Annotated in this window: 17 protein-coding genes; 6 read left to right on the plus strand and 11 right to left on the minus strand. The window is 58.2% G+C overall.

The genetic code is table 11. The annotated features are described in order from the left end of the window. Positions 1-16: 16 nt before the first annotated feature. The 7 genes from AC1QQ2_RS00065 to AC1QQ2_RS00095 form a co-directional block, all read right to left on the minus strand. Positions 17-226, minus strand: a complete 210-nt coding sequence (locus AC1QQ2_RS00065) for a pseudouridine synthase (protein WP_479711607.1) — start codon at positions 224-226, stop codon at positions 17-19. After that, complete coding sequence (locus AC1QQ2_RS00070) at positions 216-758, minus strand: holin family protein (RefSeq protein ID WP_479711608.1); 543 nt, start codon at positions 756-758, stop codon at positions 216-218. Before AC1QQ2_RS00070 ends, AC1QQ2_RS00065 begins: the two co-directional genes overlap by 11 nt. After that, entirely contained in the window at positions 749-1360 is a 612-nt protein-coding gene (locus tag AC1QQ2_RS00075; RefSeq protein ID WP_479711609.1) for a holin-associated N-acetylmuramidase, read from the minus strand. Before AC1QQ2_RS00075 ends, AC1QQ2_RS00070 begins: the two co-directional genes overlap by 10 nt. Positions 1361-1404: 44 nt before the next feature. Beyond that, the gene (gene ccmE, locus AC1QQ2_RS00080; protein WP_067546560.1) at positions 1405-1863 is read right to left on the minus strand and encodes a cytochrome c maturation protein CcmE; all 459 of its coding nucleotides are present in this window, start codon (positions 1861-1863) and stop codon (positions 1405-1407) included. Positions 1864-1868: 5 nt separating this feature from the next. Continuing rightward, a complete protein-coding gene (gene argC, locus AC1QQ2_RS00085) occupies positions 1869-2897 on the minus strand; it encodes an N-acetyl-gamma-glutamyl-phosphate reductase (protein ID WP_479711610.1) in 1029 nt (342 codons plus the stop codon). 68 nt (positions 2898-2965) lie between these two features. Further along, the gene (locus tag AC1QQ2_RS00090) at positions 2966-3778 is read right to left on the minus strand and encodes a glutamate racemase (RefSeq protein WP_105234890.1); all 813 of its coding nucleotides are present in this window, start codon (positions 3776-3778) and stop codon (positions 2966-2968) included. Beyond that, entirely contained in the window at positions 3778-4665 is an 888-nt protein-coding gene (locus AC1QQ2_RS00095; protein ID WP_479711611.1) for a lysophospholipid acyltransferase family protein, read from the minus strand. The genes AC1QQ2_RS00090 and AC1QQ2_RS00095 overlap by 1 nt, the downstream gene beginning before the upstream one ends. Before the next feature lie 229 nt (positions 4666-4894). On the opposite strand from AC1QQ2_RS00095, the gene AC1QQ2_RS00100 reads away from it, so the two are divergent. The 5 genes from AC1QQ2_RS00100 (at position 4895) to grxD (ending at position 9411) form a co-directional block, all read left to right on the plus strand. Then, the gene (locus AC1QQ2_RS00100) at positions 4895-5803 is read left to right on the plus strand and encodes a LysR family transcriptional regulator (protein WP_479711612.1); all 909 of its coding nucleotides are present in this window, start codon (positions 4895-4897) and stop codon (positions 5801-5803) included. A 253-nt stretch (positions 5804-6056) separates the two neighbouring features. Continuing rightward, positions 6057-8216 (plus strand): phosphoribosylformylglycinamidine synthase subunit PurL, encoded by a 2160-nt coding sequence (purL, locus tag AC1QQ2_RS00105; protein ID WP_479711613.1) that lies wholly within the window; start codon positions 6057-6059, stop codon positions 8214-8216. A gap of 48 nt (positions 8217-8264) precedes the next feature. Next, positions 8265-8747, plus strand: coding sequence for a hypothetical protein (locus tag AC1QQ2_RS00110; RefSeq protein WP_479711614.1), 483 nt, complete (start codon positions 8265-8267; stop codon positions 8745-8747). A gap of 57 nt (positions 8748-8804) precedes the next feature. Next, entirely contained in the window at positions 8805-9041 is a 237-nt protein-coding gene (locus AC1QQ2_RS00115; protein WP_105234885.1) for a BolA/IbaG family iron-sulfur metabolism protein, read from the plus strand. 10 nt (positions 9042-9051) lie between these two features. Then, complete coding sequence (grxD, locus tag AC1QQ2_RS00120; protein WP_105234884.1) at positions 9052-9411, plus strand: Grx4 family monothiol glutaredoxin; 360 nt, start codon at positions 9052-9054, stop codon at positions 9409-9411. A gap of 46 nt (positions 9412-9457) precedes the next feature. Here grxD and AC1QQ2_RS00125 read toward each other — a convergent pair whose 3' ends face one another. The 3 genes from AC1QQ2_RS00125 to AC1QQ2_RS00135 are packed head-to-tail and all read right to left on the minus strand — an operon-like array spanning position 9458 to position 10671. Then, on the minus strand, positions 9458-9793 hold the full coding sequence (locus AC1QQ2_RS00125) for an MliC family protein (RefSeq protein ID WP_479711615.1): 336 nt from the start codon (positions 9791-9793) through the stop codon (positions 9458-9460). A gap of 3 nt (positions 9794-9796) precedes the next feature. After that, positions 9797-10168, minus strand: coding sequence for a cell division protein ZapA (locus AC1QQ2_RS00130; RefSeq protein ID WP_479711616.1), 372 nt, complete (start codon positions 10166-10168; stop codon positions 9797-9799). Beyond that, the gene (locus tag AC1QQ2_RS00135; RefSeq protein ID WP_479711617.1) at positions 10168-10671 is read right to left on the minus strand and encodes a hypothetical protein; all 504 of its coding nucleotides are present in this window, start codon (positions 10669-10671) and stop codon (positions 10168-10170) included. The genes AC1QQ2_RS00130 and AC1QQ2_RS00135 overlap by 1 nt, the downstream gene beginning before the upstream one ends. Before the next feature lie 218 nt (positions 10672-10889). On the opposite strand from AC1QQ2_RS00135, the gene tkt reads away from it, so the two are divergent. After that, the gene (tkt, locus tag AC1QQ2_RS00140) at positions 10890-12911 is read left to right on the plus strand and encodes a transketolase (protein WP_105234880.1); all 2022 of its coding nucleotides are present in this window, start codon (positions 10890-10892) and stop codon (positions 12909-12911) included. A gap of 73 nt (positions 12912-12984) precedes the next feature. Here tkt and AC1QQ2_RS00145 read toward each other — a convergent pair whose 3' ends face one another. Then, positions 12985-13953 (minus strand): DUF808 domain-containing protein, encoded by a 969-nt coding sequence (locus AC1QQ2_RS00145; RefSeq protein WP_479711618.1) that lies wholly within the window; start codon positions 13951-13953, stop codon positions 12985-12987. Positions 13954-14090 lie beyond the last annotated feature (137 nt).

The raw sequence follows: 14090 nt of genomic DNA on the forward strand, positions 1-14090 counted from the left end.
GCACCTTGACGCAGGACTAGACGGACAAGGCCATGCCACCTGCAACAACATAGGCCAACATCGCCATGATCAACCCACCCATCACCAAACGGATCAGCCATTTCAGCATGTCCTCAATGGCATGGAGGCGAGATTCCACCGTTGCACGGACCACTTCGTCCACCGCGTTCGACGTCTCCAGCCGTGCGATCCGCTGGTCCACGAGCTGCGCCCATTCATCGGTCATGATCTGCCCTCCAGTCCTCTAACGCGGGGTTCGGCTCTGCTGCGGGGGCAGCGAAAGTTGCCCCCGCGCCCAACGCTTCAATCGCTTTGACCCGCGAGGTCACAACAGCGGCTTGGGCGGCGGTTTCTGCGACGGACTGCTGAAAATCCTGCGCTTTGGCCTGATGGCGAGCACCGAAATAGAAGGACACAATCGCGCCCATCAACCACCAGAGCGGCTCTGGCACCAGCGCGATCCCCTGCATCCGACCCGCAAACCAGATCGGATCAACCATCGCCATAACGAACAGCCCCAGCGTTCCGAATGCCAACAAGGGACGGGGCAGACGGTTGAGCCCGTCTATCACCCGATCAAACAGTCCCTTGCGGTCCCCCCTGAACTCTGCTGCGAACTGGTCGCGCGCCTGAGCCTTGGCCGAGGCATCACGCACAGCGCCTGCCTCTGTGTTTTCTGAAAATATTCCAACGGTTTCCCTGACGATGTTGCGGCCATTCCCGAACAGAGCGTCCATGATGCGTGCGATTACCCCCATGCTGACACCCGTTGTTTATGTGCCTCATCCGAGAGGTGATACCGCGTGCTGACAAAGGCTTCGGCGCGGAGGATCCAGCCACCTTTGCCACCGTCCCTGCGCGTTGCGAATTTGCGCAACGATGGGCGACCATCGGCCAAGGCGTAATAGTAATTGCGCCGCGCAATCCCGTAGGCATCGACGATATGATCAGGGGCAGCGTCATAGCCGCGATGCGCCGCCGTAATCGTCTGCGGCCCCAGAACCCCGTCAATCGCGACAGGGATACGCATATCGCACAACAGCCGCTGCAGGATACGCACCGCCCCCGCGCCCGCGTTCACATACATATCGAACACGCTCGCCTGCAGCGGCTCTGGCAATTCGCCGATCCGTGGCTGGTTGAAGTAATGTTCGACGAAGATATCGACGGCGTCCGTTTCGCGCAGCGCCCGCACATCGCGGTCATCAATGCGCCCGTCCCCTGTCACATCACGCCGCAACCGTTGCAGCGTGGCGAGGGTGACGCCGAATTTCGTGGGACCACCGGGATCGGCGGGATCGTTTACATAGCCACCCTCACGAGCGACGATGCCTTTGGCAATCTCTTGGACAGTTTGCATAGCTCGGCCTCTTTTTGATTGAGGCCAAGCATGACAGACAAAGGTTAACTCTCGCCTGCAGCAGCGTTCGGATCAACGTAGAGGCCCGAATCCTTGAGGCTGTCGAGCACTTCTTTCGGCATGTAATCCTCGTCATGTTTCGCAAGGATTTCAGAGGCTTCGAAGGTGCCGTTCACGTATTTACCCGTACCGATCATCCCCTGATTTTCACCAAAGAGATCAGGCAGGATGCCCGTATAGGTTACCGGAATAACCTCTGCACCGTCCGTTACGTTAAAGGTGATCGTCTCGCTCTCACCACGGACCAGCGACCCCTCTTCGACCAGACCACCAAGGCGGAACACTTCGTTAGCGGGGGGCGGTGCCGCAATCACGTCGGTCGGATCGCGGTAAAAGTTGATGCCATCGCGGAACCCGTAGCCGATCAGTCCAGCCGAGAGCGCAAGCGCGACAAAGGCCAGAACGATGATCTGGATACGACGTTTCTTTTTCAGGCTTTTCAGACCACTCATGGGAATACCGGTGCCAATAGCAGGCCTTCGGTCTCAGGCAGCCCCAGCATGAGGTTTGCGTTCTGCACAGCCTGACCCGACGACCCTTTGTTCAGGTTATCGAGCGTAGAGACAACCATCGCCCGTTCGGACTTGCGGTCGCCTACCACACCAATGTGACAATAGTTCGAACCCGTCACATTGCCCATCGACGGAGCCGCGCCAAAAGGAAGCACCACGATGAACGGCTCGTCTTTATACTGTTCCACCAGCGCCGCATGGATCGCCTGAGCATCTCCGCGCACATAGCAGGACGCAAGGATACCGCGGTTCACAGGCACCAGATGCGGGGTGAACATGATTTCAACAGGGCGACCAGCCAGAAGGCTGAACTCCTGATCGAACTCGCCCAAGTGACGGTGTTTGCCGCCTTGGCTATAGCCCATCACATCGGTGGAGCGTTCCGCAAAGAGCATGTTCTCTTTGAGGCTCCGCCCCGCGCCAGAGATCCCGTTTTTCAGGTCACAAATGATGTCATCAAGGTCGATCAACCCGCCCGAAATCAACGGACGCAGCGCAAATTGCACCGTCGCCGCGTTACAGCCCGTGCCCGCCACAAGACGCGCGTTTTTGATGTCGTCGCGGTAGAACTCGGTCAGGCCGTAAACGGCTTCTTTCTGGAGGTCGGTCGCCACATGCGGTGCGCCATACCATTTTTCATAGGCCGCAGGATCGCGCAGACGGAAATCCGCGCCAAGGTCCACGACTTTAACGTTTTTCGGTAAATCACGGACGAGCGCTTGGCTCAGGCCATGAGGCAGCGCCGCAAACGCGAGGTCGATCTGATCAAAGTCGATCTCATCAATCGTGCAGAGCGTCGGCAGGTCCAGATGGCGCAGGTGCGGGAACACGTCCGACATCTGCATGCCAGCCTTACGATCCGCAGAAAGAGCGGCAATCTGCAGGCTCGGGTGCGTTGCAATGATCCGCACGAGTTCGGCGCCTGTGTAGCCAGAAGCGCCAAGAATAGCGACGTTATAAGTCATAGGGGTCTCCCGTTTGAGGAGTGAGATAGGTAAGGGTGAGCCCCACCGCAACCGGCGGGTTTGCCGAATTAGGCCGAAATGAATTCGACTTTTCGTCGCAAGAACTGTGTGGCGCGATCAGAGACCTTCGACGGATTGCCCGTGGTCAGATAAACGGTGTCCGTCCCTGCCCCCAGCATTTCAGGCCGACGCTGCAGGTAATCCTCAAGGCTCGCCGCAACGAGGTTCGCTTGGGAAAATACCTTCACGTTCGGACCCAGCGCGTCTTGGAATTCTTTTTCCATGATCGGGTAATGGGTGCAGCCAAGGATCGCGGCATCAGGTTCAGGCATCTTGCGCTGAAGCGCCTCAACATGGCTCCGAACGAGAGCTTCGGCGAGGATCATATCGCCGTCCTCAATCGCATCCACAACGCCGCCGCAGGCTTGGGCTTCCACGTCCACGCCGATCGCACGGAACGCCAGTTCGCGCTGGAACGCGCGGCTCCGCACGGTGGCAGGGGTCGCGAAGAGCGCAACGTGTTTCACCTCAACTTCGCGCGGCGGCGAGTTATCACCCCATTGCCGTTCGGTCAGCGCCTCGATCAGAGGCACGAAAACGCCGAGCACACGTTTGTCACGCGGAACCCATGATTCCTGCATGCGGCGCAGCGCAGCCGCAGAGGCCGTATTACAGGCGATAATCACGAGGTCGCAGCCTTCGTCCCACATGCGGGCGACGGCTTTGGTCGTCAGGTCATAGATATCGTCGGCATCCCGCACACCATAAGGCGCATGGGCGTTATCCCCGAAATAAACAAAGGGAACATCAGGCAGGCGCTTCTGGCATGCATCCAGAACCGTTAACCCACCCAAACCACTATCAAAAACCCCGACCGCCATTAGCGTTTCCTGTATTTCGCCTCGAATTCAAAGCCCAGACGGTTGGTCCCATCGGGGCGTTCACTTAATGCATACGTCCGTTCCCGAAGGAAATCCATCATCGCTTTGGGGTCAGAGGCATAAGGGGCGAGCTCCTGTGGCGAAATCGGCGCGCCGACAGCGACTTTGACCCGTGATCCGACGCGCGCACGAAATTCACGGATCAAAAGCCCCATGCGCAGAGTATAGTGTAAACGGCTGGCAAGCTGGAACAGGCGGCTGTTCTGCCCATCGAAATAGAGCGGCACCACAGTCGCCCCAGATTTCGCGACCATCTTAGCGGTGAAATTACGCCACATCGGGTCCAGAGGCCGATCAAACCCACGGTGCGCGGTCGAAACAGTGCCCCCTGGGAAAATCCCAATCGCCCCGCCCTGTTTAAGATATCGGATCGCTTCAGCGCGGGTTTCAAGGTTCAGCCGCGCGCCCTCTTTGGTCTCGTCAAAGCTGATCGGCAGGATCACCCGTTCGAGGTCGGCAGAGCGGCGAAAAACCTGATGGGCCAAGACGCGGAAATCACCGCCGCGCCGTTCCGACAGGATCAACCCCATCATCATCCCATCTAGGATACCGTAGGGATGGTTCGACACCACGACCACAGGCCCCTCAGCGGGAATATCACTCAGCGATCCTTTGGTGACCTCTAGCCCCAGCCGATAGCGTTCGGCCATCACCTGCCAGAAATCGCGACCCTCAGCGACCTCGCGGTCATAGCCCTTGGCCTGCCGAATGAGCTTTAACCGCCCCGTGACGTTTTCCATCGTGCGGACAAGGACGCGGCCCCCTCTGTTCGCCACGGCGCTGGCATAACTGATATCGCGGGCCACATGGCGGTCAGAACGCTGCATTTTGGATCGTCTCGGCTGATTCCCTAAAAGTGAAACAGGTATATCCAGCGGCTCACCAAAAAGGCACCGGATATGGGCAAACTGCCTTTAATTTCGCATTTCCGTTACAAATTATCTGTTAGCGCACCTACTCCTATGTTTTTCATGGCCTATCAGGTTGCATAGCTGTTATGACCGTAGGTAATGGGCACATAGTAGTGAGCGGTAAAACAGGCGGGCACAGAGTACGATGGACTGGGATAAGCTTCGGATTTTTCACGCAGTTGCGGATGCAGGGTCACTGACCCACGCTGGCGAAACCCTGCACCTGTCCCAATCTGCGGTCAGCCGTCAGATTCGCTCGCTTGAGGAATCTCTGAACACCACCCTCTTTCACCGCCATGCCCGTGGTCTGATCCTGACCGAGCAAGGCGAACTCTTGTTCGACGCCACCCGCGCGATGAACAAACGGCTCGAGGCTGCCGCCGCGCGTATTCGCGACAGCGAAGAAGAAGTGTTCGGTGAGTTGAAAGTGACCACCACCACGGGCTTTGGCACCATGTGGCTCGCGCCGCGTTTGCCGAAACTCTACGAGAAATATCCAGAGCTCAAAATCGACCTGATGCTCGAAGAGCGGGTGCTCGACCTACCCATGCGTGAAGCCGACGTTGCGATCCGTATGAAAGAGCCGTCACAGGCCGACCTGATCCGCAAACGTCTGATGAACATTCGGATGCGTCTCTATGCGACTCAGGACTACCTCGACACGCACGCACCGCTCACCACGGTCGAAGAAATCTCTGCCCACCGTCTGATTTGCCAGAGCCCCAATGCGGCTCAGGTCTCGGCGGGCGCGACACTGGTGCAGCATTTGCTGAGCTATGATGTCCTCAGCACGCTCACCGTGAACAACTACTTTGGCGCATTGCAGGCGGTTCTGGCGAATTTGGGCGTCGGCGTGCTGCCCGATTACCTGACCGAAGACTTCCCACAGCTCGTCCGCGTGCTGCCTGAAATCGAATCCGGTGAGGTTCCTGTGTTCCTCGCCTACCCCGAAGAACTGCGCCAATCGAAACGCGTCGCAGCATTTCGAGACTTCGTTCAAGAAGAAATATTCAACCACCGCCGCAAGATACGCGATAACGAGACCCCCTCCTGATCCCAGCTATGCTGTGAGTGCATAGCGGGCATGTCTCAAGTTGATAGGGTTTTTCCTTGATCGTTCACAAACTGCTGCCTATTTGAGCCTTCGAAGCCGATGATGCTTATACGCTCATCACTTCAACCTCCCTGTTGGACTTCGCCGGGCATCGTCCCGGCGATTTTTTTTTGCCCTCGCGTCACCTGCGGGCCTTCCCCCCAAAGCCTGCTTGCCCTAATAGGACGGCACTTCCAGCCTGCGGGGAAAGACCATGGACGATCCGAAAATCACCGAAGACCTGATTGCTGCTCACGGCCTCAAGCCAGATGAGTATGAACGTATCCTCGAGATTATCGGACGAGAGCCGACATTTACCGAGCTGGGCATCTTCTCTGCGATGTGGAACGAACACTGTTCCTATAAGTCGTCCAAGAAATGGCTCCGCGGTCTGCCGACCAAAGGCCCGCAAGTGATCTGCGGTCCGGGCGAAAACGCTGGTGTTGTCGATATCGGCGACGGTCAGGCGATCGTGTTCAAAATGGAAAGCCACAACCACCCGTCCTACATCGAACCCTATCAGGGTGCGGCAACAGGCGTTGGCGGCATTCTGCGCGACGTATTCACCATGGGCGCACGTCCGATTGCAGCGATGAACTCGCTCTCCTTCGGTGCTCCGGATCACCCGAAAACCAAACAGCTCGTCAACGGCGTGGTTGAGGGCGTTGGCGGCTACGGCAACTGTTTCGGCGTGCCTACCGTTGGTGGTGAGGTTCGCTTCCATCCCGCGTATAACGGCAACTGCCTCGTGAACGCTTTCGCGGCTGGCCTCGCTGACGCGGACAAGATCTTCTACTCGGCGGCGTCTGGCGTCGGCATGCCTGTTGTGTACCTCGGTGCGAAAACAGGTCGTGACGGTGTTGGCGGTGCGACGATGGCATCGGCTGAATTCGACGACACCATCGAGGAAAAACGCCCCACCGTTCAGGTTGGTGACCCGTTCACCGAAAAACGCCTGATGGAAGCGTGCATGGAACTGATGCGCACGGGCGCTGTGATCTCTATTCAGGACATGGGTGCGGCTGGCCTCACCTGTTCCGCCGTTGAAATGGGCGACAAAGGTCACTTGGGCATCAAGCTGGAACTGGACCGCGTTCCCCAGCGTGAACCCAACATGACCGCCTACGAGATGATGCTCTCTGAATCCCAAGAGCGTATGCTCATGGTTCTGAACCCAGAGCTTGAGGCCGAAGCCCGCGCTGTGTTCGAAAAATGGGACCTCGATTTTGCAATCGTCGGTGAAACCATCGCCGAAGACCGTTTCGTCATCCTCCATGGCAACGAAGTCAAAGCGGACCTGCCGCTCTCTGAACTGTCGTCCTCGGCACCCGAATACGATCGTCCGTGGGTTCCGACCCCAGCGGCAGCACCGATGGCAGACGTTCCTGCCGTTGACGCCATTGACGGCCTGAAGGCGCTGATTTCGTCCCCGAACTACGCTGGCAAACAGTGGGTCTACGAACAATACGACAGCCAAGTTATGGGCGACACCGTTCGCAAACCAGGCTTGGGCGCTGGTATCGTGCGTATTCACGGCACCAATAAGGCTGTCGCCTTCACCTCGGACGTGACCCCGCGCTACGTGAAGGCAAACCCTGTTGAAGGCGGCAAACAAGCCGTTGCCGAAGCCTACCGTAACCTCTCTGCCGTAGGGGCAAAGCCGCTGGCAACCACCGACAACCTGAACTTTGGCAACCCTGAGAAGCCAGAGATCATGGGTCAGTTCGTTGGCGCCCTGCAGGGCATCGGTGAGGCCTGCATCGCGCTCGACACCCCGATCGTGTCGGGCAACGTATCGCTCTACAACGAAACCGATGGTCAAGGCATCCTGCCGACCCCGACCATCTGCGCTGTTGGCGTGATCGAGAACCTCGATGATGCGATCCTTGGCACCGCGCGTGACGGTCACGTTCTGCTCTTGTTGGGTGAAACTGCTGGTCACCTCGGTCAATCGGCTCTGCTCGCTGAGGTGTATAACCGCGAAGACGGAGATGCACCGCATGTCGATCTGGCCGCTGAAGCCGCCCACGGCGATTTCATCCGCGCAAACCGCGCGCTGATCAACGCCTGCACCGACCTTGCTGACGGTGGTCTGGCTCTCGCTGCGTTCGAGATGGCCGAAGCTGCTGGCGTTGGTGTCACAGTAGATGCATCCGACACCCCGACCCTCTTTGGTGAGGATCAGGGCCGTTACCTGATCGCTTGCAGCTTTGATAAGGCCGAGGCGCTGATGATCGCCGCAGGTCAGGCAGGTGTGACCCTGCAGACCGTTGGTAAATTCGGTGGCACGGACGTGAGCTTGGGCGGGTCCTCCGCACCGCTCGCAGAACTGACCGAGACCTTCCGGTCGTCGTTCTACGCCGCGATCCACTAAACCCGATCAGGCCCGCCACCGCGCGGGCCTTTTCGTCTCTGCCCATTGATGACGCTCCCTGACCTGAAATCCGACTGCATGAACTGCGCAGCACTCTGCTGCGTGAGCCTCGTGTTGGACAAAGGCCCGATGTTCGCCATCGACAAGGCCGCAGGCACGCCCTGCCCCAATCTGGGCAAAAACCTCTGCACCATCCACGACGATCTGGAACCACGCGGATTCAAGGGCTGCACGCTCTATGACTGCGCGGGCGCGGGTCAGCGCGTCACCCAAGAACGCTTCAACGGCGAAAGCTGGCGCGATGCGCCCGAACTCTTGCCTGCGATGATGCGCGATTTCGCGAACCTGCGCCCCGTCCATGAACGCATGACGATGTTGGTTGCCGCCGAAACCTACAATCTACCGCCCGAATTAGAGGCCCGCCGTGCGGGGCTCTTGCGGAAACTCTCGCGCCTTTGGGCCGATACCGCAGAGCAAAAAGCCGCCTTTGACGCCTTCCTCAGCGACATGCGTGAATTTGTCGATCGCTAATCGCTTGCGGCCCGTCTCGCGCCGTCCTACATCTTAGGTAAGACAGGAGGCCCACGAATGGCGATCACCGCAGAAGAAATCGAAAGCCTAATCCGCGAAGCATTCCCCGCTGCCAAAGTGCAGGTTCAGGGCGACGACGGTCAGCACTTTGCTGCCTACGTCGAAGACGCAAGCTTCCGCGATATGAACCGCGTCCAGCAGCAGCGCGCTGTTTACGCGGCGCTCAAGGGCAAAATGGACGGATCACAAGGCGAATTGCATGCTTTGGCACTGACCACCAAGGCACCGGACTAAGGAAAGACAGATGTCGACAGCTGACAAAATCAAAGAAACCGTCACCTCCAATGACGTTGTGCTCTATATGAAAGGCACAAAGACCATGCCGCAGTGTGGGTTCTCGTCCCGCGTTGCTGGCGTCCTGAACTTCATGGGCGTTGATTATGCCGACGTGAACGTTCTGGCTGACGAAGAAATCCGTCAGGGCATCAAAGAATACTCCGACTGGCCGACCATCCCGCAGCTCTACGTCAAAGGCGAGTTCGTGGGCGGTTGCGACATCATCACAGAGATGACCCTCTCGGGCGAACTGGATGAGCTCTTTGAAAAAGAAGGCGTTGCCTTCGACAAAGAGAAAGCGGACCAAATCCGCGCTGCGAACCAGTAAATCGCAGACGATCTAATGGAAAAGGCGCCCAGTGAGGCGCCTTTTTTCATTCGGTTGAGACGCGGCGGCAGGATTGGTAAACGACTGCTTCGTTGCCCGTGCCCGCATCATACCAGCCCAGCATCGCCTCGCGGTCCTTGACCCACCAGACATAGTCAGAGGCCACTGGCGAATTGCGATAGCGTTTACCCTCAGAGCTTGGCACGGCAGAGAGCATGGCGATATGCCCCTCTGCCATCACGATAGCCTGATCGGGGCCGTCGGACTGCACATAGACCACATCCAATTTGATCTCTCGATCGCAGATATAGATCGAATGGCTCAGCCCTGCGGCCTGCCCTGTTGCTGGCAACAACGCCAAAAGGGCCGCCGCAATACGCATGAGTTATGCCTTTAGTTTGTCGTCCACTTCATCCGCCAACGCTTCGGCTCGCGCAGCGAGTTCCTTGAGCGTGTCGGTCACAGCTGTTGGAACGACAGGAACGGCAACTTCTTTAGGGTTCGCGGCTTTAAGTTCCAATTCCGCGATCTTGGCCTCGGCCTCGCGCAGACGGTCCTCAATCGCGACGGTCTTATCTGCCAGCAACAACCCCGACATCAGCAAAAGCTGCGATTCAGGCATACGGCCCGCTTGCGCGGCAAAGCTCGATGCTTCGGCATCCAACAACGCAGCAGCCGATTGCAGGAACGATTCCTCGCCTTCCTGACAGGCCACTTCAAACGAACGACCCCCGATTTTAATCTCGACTTGCGGCATTATTTCGCCTCCTCGATCAAGGGTTTCAGTTCGGCCAAAATGGTCGCGACCTCAGCGGCCTCAGCAGCACGCAGCGCCCGCAGCGCATCCAGTTCGGCTTGCATCGCGCGGTTGATCATCGCGGCATCAATCCCGTCGGCCTCTGCCGCCTTACGCAGATTTTCGCTCACATCCCTAAGGGCCGCATTTTCTTCGCGCAATTTTTCCAGGTCGGCCTCAAACGATTGAAGCTGTTCTTTCGCACGCTCAGCGCCACTGTTCAGCTCCGCAATCACTGTGTCCTGACGGGATTTGAGCACCTTAACGCGCTCTTCCAGCTGGGCATTAACGTCCTTTTGCGCCGCCAATTCCGCCTCAAGCTGGGCCACACGGTCATCCCCTGCAGGCGCCGCCGCAGGTGCACCACCAGTTACTACCGCTTTGTTTTCCAAGGCAGAAACGCCGCTGCGAATCCGGTCGAGGGCAGCGGAAATGCGCCCTTCAAGCTCTGATATTTCGGTCATCTGCGCGTCCTCCTAGGGCTTCTATAACGTCGGTAGGGTCCATTGCCCACGCGACAGGCCCGAATCGTGATCTCTTCTCCAAAGCCTAAGTCAATCGAGGCCAAGGGCAAAGGCCCAGCCTACGAACATCGCCAATGACTTAACGGTCCTGCTTGATCTTGTAGGACACCCTGTTATGACGCTGTAAACCAATCGCCCAACAGCAAAGGACCGGACACTTGGATATTGCTGCCCTGCGCGCCGCGCACCCCGATCACTGGATGAAAGCTGCGGCTATCCGCACCCTGACGCTCGATGCCGTTACGGCTGCGAACTCGGGCCACTCTGGTATGCCGATGGGCATGGCCGACGTGGCAACTGTGCTGTTCGAAAAGCACCTGAATTTCGACCCCAAGGCTCCGCTCTGGCCGAACCGCGACCGTTTCATTCTGTCGGCAGGTCACGGCTCTATGCTGATCTACTCCCTGCTCTACCTCACAGGTTACGCAGAAGTATCGCTCGACGAGATCAAGAACTTCCGTCAGTGGGGCGCGAAAACCGCTGGCCACCCAGAGAACTTCCTGCTCGACGGCGTTGAAGTGACCACTGGTCCGCTCGGCCAAGGTATTTCGAACTCTGTCGGCTTCGCGATGGCTGAAGAAATCCAGCGCGCACGTTTCGGCAAAAAGATCGTTGACCACTACACCTATGTGATCGCTGGCGACGGCTGCCTCATGGAAGGCGTGTCTCAAGAAGCTCTCGGTCTGGCTGGCAAACACGAACTGTCGCACCTGATCGTGTTCTGGGACAACAACAACATCACCATCGACGGCACTGTAGAGCTGTCCGACAAAACCGATCAGGTCGCACGTTTCCGCGCGTCTGGCTGGCATGTCGTTGAAATCGATGGCCACGATCCTGTTGCGATCGACGCAGCCATCGTTGAAGCGAAAAAAGACCCGCGTCCGTCGATGATCGCCTGCAAAACCCACATCGCACTGGGCCACGCTGCGCAAGACACCTCTAAAGGTCACGGCGCACTAACCGACAAAGAGCAACTCGCTGCCGCCAAAGCTAACTACGGCGTCAACTGGGGTTCGTTCGAAATCCCGGCAGACGTTAAGGCACAGTGGGAATCCTTCGGTGCACGCGGTGCTGCGGCTCGCGCTGACTGGGAAGCGGCATTTGCTGCGCTCTCGGCCAACAAACAAGCTGAATTCAACCGTCAGCTCGCTGGTGAAGCGCCGAAGAAACTCGCTGCTACCATCCGCGCCCTGAAAAAAGAGATCAGCGAAAAGGCACCCTCTGTTGCGACCCGTAAGTCGTCGGAAATGGTTCTGGCTGCGGTGAACCCGATCATGCCAGAAACCGTTGGTGGTTCGGCTGACTTGACCGGTTCGAACAACACCAAAACCGGTGATCTGGGCGTATTCGATCCTGAAAACCGCGCTGGTCGTTATGTCTACTGGGGCATCCGTGAACACGGTATGGCTGCTGCGATGAACGGTATGGCACTGCACGGCGGCGTGCGTCCTTACGGCGGTACGTTCATGTGCTTCACCGACTACGCCCGTGGCGCAATGCGTCTCTCGGCTCTGTCGCACCTGCCTGTTGTCTACGTCATGACCCACGACTCCATCGGTCTTGGCGAAGACGGCCCGACCCACCAGCCTGTTGAACACCTCGCGATGCTGCGCGCGACCCCGAACACCCTCGTGTTCCGTCCTGCAGATACCGTGGAAACCGCAGAGGCATGGGAAATCGCGCTCACTCAGGACAAGACCCCGTCTGTTCTCGCCCTGTCGCGTCAGAACCTGCCGACCGTTCGTACCGAACACAAAGCAAAGAACCTCGTCGCTCAGGGTGCATATGTCCTGAAAGACGCAGAAGCTGGCAAACGTCAGGCGATCCTGATGGCAACTGGTTCCGAGGTCGAAATCGCGCTCAAAGCGCGTGACATCCTCGAAGCCGCTGGCATCGGCACCCGCGTTGTGTCCGTTCCCTGCATGGAACTCTTCGACCAGCAGGACGAAGCATACCGCAAAAAAGTGCTGCCCGCTGGCCCCGTCCGCGTGGCTGTCGAAGCGGCTGTGCGTCAGGGCTGGGACAAATACCTGCTCGGCGAACGTGGCCGCGAACAGAAGGCTGGCTTTGTTGGTATGGACAGCTTTGGTGCCTCCGCTCCGGCAGAGACGCTCTACGAAAAATTCGGCATCACTGCCGAGGCTGTTGCAGAAAAAGTCAAAGCTCTCTTGGGCTAATCTGCACATCCCCGAAAACAAGTACGCCGCGCATATCCTGCGCGGCGTTTTTCATTGTCTCGGTCACTTTGGATTAATGCGCTGCAGATGATCCTGTGACCTTGGCAATCAGTGGCCCAATGACTTTGGTCGCCACAGGGATCAGCGCCATGCCGTAGATCACCCCGATCACACCGTCACAAGCCGCCGTCACCGCCCAGGCGACAAAGCCCGTAGCGACGCCAACGCTATGCGACGCGACCTCCGCCAGATGATGGATCGCGTCATAAGGCGCGTGCAGACCCAGATCGTGCAGCCCGTGGATCATGATGTTCCCACCGACCCAGAGCATCGCGAGCGTCCCGATAAACGACAGCGCCTTTAGCAGCGGCGGCATCGCCTTAACGATCCCGCGGCCAAACCCACGCGTCACCGCAAGCCGTGCGTTCTGCGCGATATGCAGGCCCACATCGTCCGCTTTTACGATCAGCGCAACCGTGCCATAAACCGCAAAGGTGATCCCAACAGCGATCACAGCCAGCGTCGCGGCCTCCATCCAGATGCTGCTCGTCTCGAGCGTCGAGAGCGCGATGGTCATGATCTCAGCCGAGAGGATAAAGTCGGTCTTAATCGCCCCCGCGACCTTTTCCTCTTCGAGATGGGCGGGATCTTTAATGTCCATGTCCTCTTCGACGCTATGATCGCCGTGCGGGAAGAAATGGTGAAACACCTTCTCTGCCCCCTCAAAACACAGATACGACCCGCCGAGCATCAGCAATGGCGTGATCGCTTGCGGCAGGAAATTCGACAGCAACAGCGCGATAGGCAGCAGGAACACCAGTTTGTTCTTCAGCGACCCAAGCGTGATCTTTCCGATCATCGGCAGTTCGCGGTCGGGCTTGAAACCCGTCACATAACTCGGCGTGACGGCGGCATCGTCGATCAAAACGCCCGCCGTTTTCGTCCCCGCCTTTGCCGCCGCAGCCGCCACATCATCAACGCTCGCTGCTGCGACTTTGGCGATACCCGCCACATCGTCGAGCAGTGCCAGTAAACCACTCATTCCCACACCCCTATAGATTCGTTCTTCAATTGGATCGTTATCCTCACGGTATGACAACCCCGCGCTGTTGGCGCAAACCGTTAGCGCCAACCCCTGCGCCAACCATACTTTTATCGCTAACATATTAAACGCATTGC

It is taken from the genome of Aestuarium sp. (genome assembly GCF_023253315.1).
GTDB classification, from domain to species: Bacteria; Pseudomonadota; Alphaproteobacteria; order Rhodobacterales; family Rhodobacteraceae; genus Marivivens; species Marivivens donghaensis.

Coding starts and splice junctions, on each gene's coding strand:
- AC1QQ2_RS00145 (WP_479711618.1), bottom strand. CDS start 13,953: ATGAGTGGTTTACTGGCACTGCTCGACGATGTGGCGGGTATCGCCAAA.
- AC1QQ2_RS00110 (WP_479711614.1), top strand. CDS start 8,265: ATGACGCTCCCTGACCTGAAATCCGACTGCATGAACTGCGCAGCACTC.
- grxD (WP_105234884.1), top strand. CDS start 9,052: ATGTCGACAGCTGACAAAATCAAAGAAACCGTCACCTCCAATGACGTT.
- AC1QQ2_RS00075 (WP_479711609.1), bottom strand. CDS start 1,360: ATGCAAACTGTCCAAGAGATTGCCAAAGGCATCGTCGCTCGTGAGGGT.
- AC1QQ2_RS00115 (WP_105234885.1), top strand. CDS start 8,805: ATGGCGATCACCGCAGAAGAAATCGAAAGCCTAATCCGCGAAGCATTC.
- AC1QQ2_RS00095 (WP_479711611.1), bottom strand. CDS start 4,665: ATGCAGCGTTCTGACCGCCATGTGGCCCGCGATATCAGTTATGCCAGC.
- argC (WP_479711610.1), bottom strand. CDS start 2,897: ATGACTTATAACGTCGCTATTCTTGGCGCTTCTGGCTACACAGGCGCC.
- AC1QQ2_RS00135 (WP_479711617.1), bottom strand. CDS start 10,671: ATGACCGAAATATCAGAGCTTGAAGGGCGCATTTCCGCTGCCCTCGAC.
- AC1QQ2_RS00090 (WP_105234890.1), bottom strand. CDS start 3,778: ATGGCGGTCGGGGTTTTTGATAGTGGTTTGGGTGGGTTAACGGTTCTG.
- AC1QQ2_RS00065 (WP_479711607.1), bottom strand. CDS start 226: ATGACCGATGAATGGGCGCAGCTCGTGGACCAGCGGATCGCACGGCTG.
- AC1QQ2_RS00070 (WP_479711608.1), bottom strand. CDS start 758: ATGGGGGTAATCGCACGCATCATGGACGCTCTGTTCGGGAATGGCCGC.
- AC1QQ2_RS00125 (WP_479711615.1), bottom strand. CDS start 9,793: ATGCGTATTGCGGCGGCCCTTTTGGCGTTGTTGCCAGCAACAGGGCAG.
- AC1QQ2_RS00100 (WP_479711612.1), top strand. CDS start 4,895: ATGGACTGGGATAAGCTTCGGATTTTTCACGCAGTTGCGGATGCAGGG.
- purL (WP_479711613.1), top strand. CDS start 6,057: ATGGACGATCCGAAAATCACCGAAGACCTGATTGCTGCTCACGGCCTC.
- AC1QQ2_RS00130 (WP_479711616.1), bottom strand. CDS start 10,168: ATGCCGCAAGTCGAGATTAAAATCGGGGGTCGTTCGTTTGAAGTGGCC.